3 protein-coding genes are annotated in these 2,849 nt (G+C 69.1%); all 3 read left to right on the forward strand.

Annotated elements, in window-relative coordinates:
- The first annotated feature begins 157 nt into the window (after positions 1-157).
- Positions 158-1,366, forward strand: a complete 1,209-nt coding sequence (locus G6016_RS06435; protein ID WP_182631852.1) for an NADH:flavin oxidoreductase — start codon at positions 158-160, stop codon at positions 1,364-1,366.
- Between the two features lie 189 nt (positions 1,367-1,555).
- Positions 1,556-2,419: an SDR family oxidoreductase gene (locus G6016_RS06440; protein WP_182631853.1), complete on the forward strand. Its 864-nt coding sequence runs from the start codon at positions 1,556-1,558 to the stop codon at positions 2,417-2,419.
- Between the two features lie 5 nt (positions 2,420-2,424).
- Complete coding sequence (locus tag G6016_RS06445) at positions 2,425-2,823, forward strand: DoxX family protein (protein WP_182631854.1); 399 nt, start codon at positions 2,425-2,427, stop codon at positions 2,821-2,823.
- Positions 2,824-2,849: the final 26 nt, after the last annotated feature.

Here is a 2,849-nt window from a genome sequence, read left to right on the forward strand (position 1 = left end):
CTGCGCGTGCAGGTCCCGCCCAGGGACGGACCCAGCCTGGGGACGTGCAGGTTGGTGGGTGGCCGGGAGAACCACGGGGCGACGACGACAACGACATCAACCACAAAACTGCAGACAGTCGCCCTCCAACCGAACTGAAACCCGTTATAGTTCCGCCATGACCCTCGCGCCAGGAACCCCCGCACCAGACGTCTTCAGCCCCGGCAAGATCGGCGGCGTGACGCTACGCAACCGCATCGTCAAGGCCGCCACCTTCGAGGGCCGTTGCCCGAACGGACGCGTGACCGACGAGCTCATCGAGTTTCACGCCGAGTACGCCCGCGGGGGAGTTGGCATGACCACCGTCGCCTACCTCGCCACCTCGCCCGAGGGCCGCACCGACCGGCACCAGTACCACTGGGGCATGGACGACGGCGGGCAGCTGCGCAAGCTCACCGACGCCGTCCACTCCGAGGGGGCGGCCATCTCGGCGCAGGTCGGCCACGCCGGCGCCGTCGCCAACTCCGCCTCCAACGGTCTCCCCGCCATGGGGCCGTCGCGGATCCCGGCGCCCACCGGGATGTCGCTGACCAAGGCGTGCACCGAGGCGGACATCGACCGGATCATCGGCGACCACGTCCGTGCGGCCAGGGGTGCCCACAACGCCGGCTTCGACGCCATTGAGGTCCACTTCGGTCACAACTACCTGGTCAGCGAGTTCCTCAGCCCCAAGCTCAACAGGCGTAAAGACGCCTACGGTGGCTCGCTCGAGAACCGCGCCCGATTCGCCCGCCGCATCGGCCGCGCGATCCGCGACGAGATGGGCGACAAGATCGCCGTGACGATGAAGCTCAACATGGACGACGGCGTCCCCGGCGGCTTCTGGATCGACGAGGCCGTGCAGGTCGCCAAGTGGATCGAGCAGGACGGCTCCGCCGACGCGCTGGTCATGACGGTCGGCAGCTCGCTGCTCAACCCCATCTACCTGTTCAAGGGCGGCGCCCCGCTCGAGGATTTCGCGGCCACCCAGCCGTCGGTGATCAAGATGGGCATGAAGATCGTCGGGCCGAAGATGTTCAAGGAATACCCGTACACGGACGCGTACATGTTCGACGACGCGCGCCAGATCCGCGACGCGATCGACCTGCCGATGATGCTCCTCGGCGGCATCGTCGACCGCCCGTCCATCGACAAGGCCATGGGCGCAGGCTTCGACTTCGTCGCCATGGGCCGTGGCCTGCTGCGCGAGCCCGACCTGCCGCTCAAGCTCCAGGCGGATGAGCGTCGTCGGTCGCTGTGCGTGCACTGCAACAAGTGCATGGCCACGATCTACTCCGGCAGCCGCTGCGTCCTGCGCGAGTACGTGCCCCCGATCCCGGCTCGGTAAGCCTGGCACGGTTAGCCCGGCCCGGTTAGCCCCGGCTCGGTTAGCCCCGGCCCGGTAGCCCAGGTCGGGCGCGAGGCGACCGGGTCCCGAATCCACGCCGCGCCACCTGCACTCACGGTGTGCGCCGGGCCGCTACGGTGGGACCCCAGTGGCCCGATTCAGTCGACCCGGGCCCGGACAGGGGAGCACATGTCGAGGCGGCGATTCAAGGACTACCAGGGCACCATCTGCGTGGTGACGGGAGCTGCCAGCGGTATCGGGCGCGCCGCGGCACTGCGCCTGGCCGGTGAGGGGGCCCGTCTCGTGCTGACCGACGTCAACGCGGCCGGGCTCGAGACGGCGGCGCTGGAGTGCCGGAACGCGGGTGCCACCGTGCTGACATCCGAGACCGTCGACCTCACCGACCACGAGGCCGTCTCGGCCTTCGGCGATCAGGTCGTGGCCGAGCACGGTGCGCCGGACGCGATCTTCCACGTGGCCGGAAACTCCGCCTGGGGACGGCCCGATCTGCTCGAACACCGCGTGTGGCGGTCCATGGTCGAGGTCAACCTCATGGGCACCATCCACGTGATCGAGGCGTTCATCCCGCCGATGATGGCCGCGGGCAAGCCCGGCGCGCTGGTCATGGTCTCCTCGGCCGCTGGTCTGCTCGGGCTGCCCTGGCACGCCGCGTACAGTGCCGCCAAGTTCGGCATCCGCGGGATCGCCGAGGTGCTGCGATTCGACCTCGCGCCCTATGACATCGGCGTGCACCTGGTCTGCCCCGGCGCCGTCGACACCCCGCTGGTGGGCAGCATCGAGATTGCCGGAGTGGACCGCTCGAACCCCGAGGTGGCCAAGACCGCGGCCCAGTTTCAGCGGCACGCGGTCACCCCGGACGAGGCCGCCGGATCGATGATCGAAGGCGTGCGCAAGGGCCGCTACATCATCTACACCTCGCCCGACATCCGCCTGGCGTTTGCGGCCCAGAAGTTCGCGCCGCCCGCCTACAAGCTCGCGATGAAGCTCATCGCACGCAAGATCAACAAGGCCGGCGAGGGCGTCCTCCCGTGAGGGGGATGGAGACCATCACCGACGCCGCGATCCTCCTGGCCCGGATCGGGCTCGGGCTGATCTTCGTGGCGCACGGGTGGCAGAAGTTCTTCACGCTCGGCCTGACCCGGGTGGGGGAGCAGTTCGCGTCCTTAGGCGTGCCGCAACCGCACGTCACCGCCGCGATCGTGGCCGGGGTCGAACTGGTCGCCGGGATCGCGCTCATCGCGGGGATCCTCACCCCGCTCGCGGGCATCCTCCTCGGCGCCGATATGGCCGGGGCGTTCTACTTCGTCCACGCCACCAATGGCCCGTTCGTCTCCCAGAACGGCTGGGAGCTGGTGGTGGCGCTCGGCGTGGGGGCGCTGCTCATCGCCGCCGTCGGGGCAGGGAAGTTCAGCTTGGACAGGTTCCTCACCCGCTGATCCGCTGAGTTGCTACGGCGTCGGCC

This window comes from Dietzia aerolata (assembly GCF_014144865.1).
GTDB classification, from domain to species: Bacteria; Actinomycetota; Actinomycetes; order Mycobacteriales; family Mycobacteriaceae; genus Dietzia; species Dietzia aerolata.

Coding starts and splice junctions, on each gene's coding strand:
- G6016_RS06435 (WP_182631852.1), top strand. CDS start 158: ATGACCCTCGCGCCAGGAACCCCCGCACCAGACGTCTTCAGCCCCGGC.
- G6016_RS06440 (WP_182631853.1), top strand. CDS start 1,556: ATGTCGAGGCGGCGATTCAAGGACTACCAGGGCACCATCTGCGTGGTG.
- G6016_RS06445 (WP_182631854.1), top strand. CDS start 2,425: ATGGAGACCATCACCGACGCCGCGATCCTCCTGGCCCGGATCGGGCTC.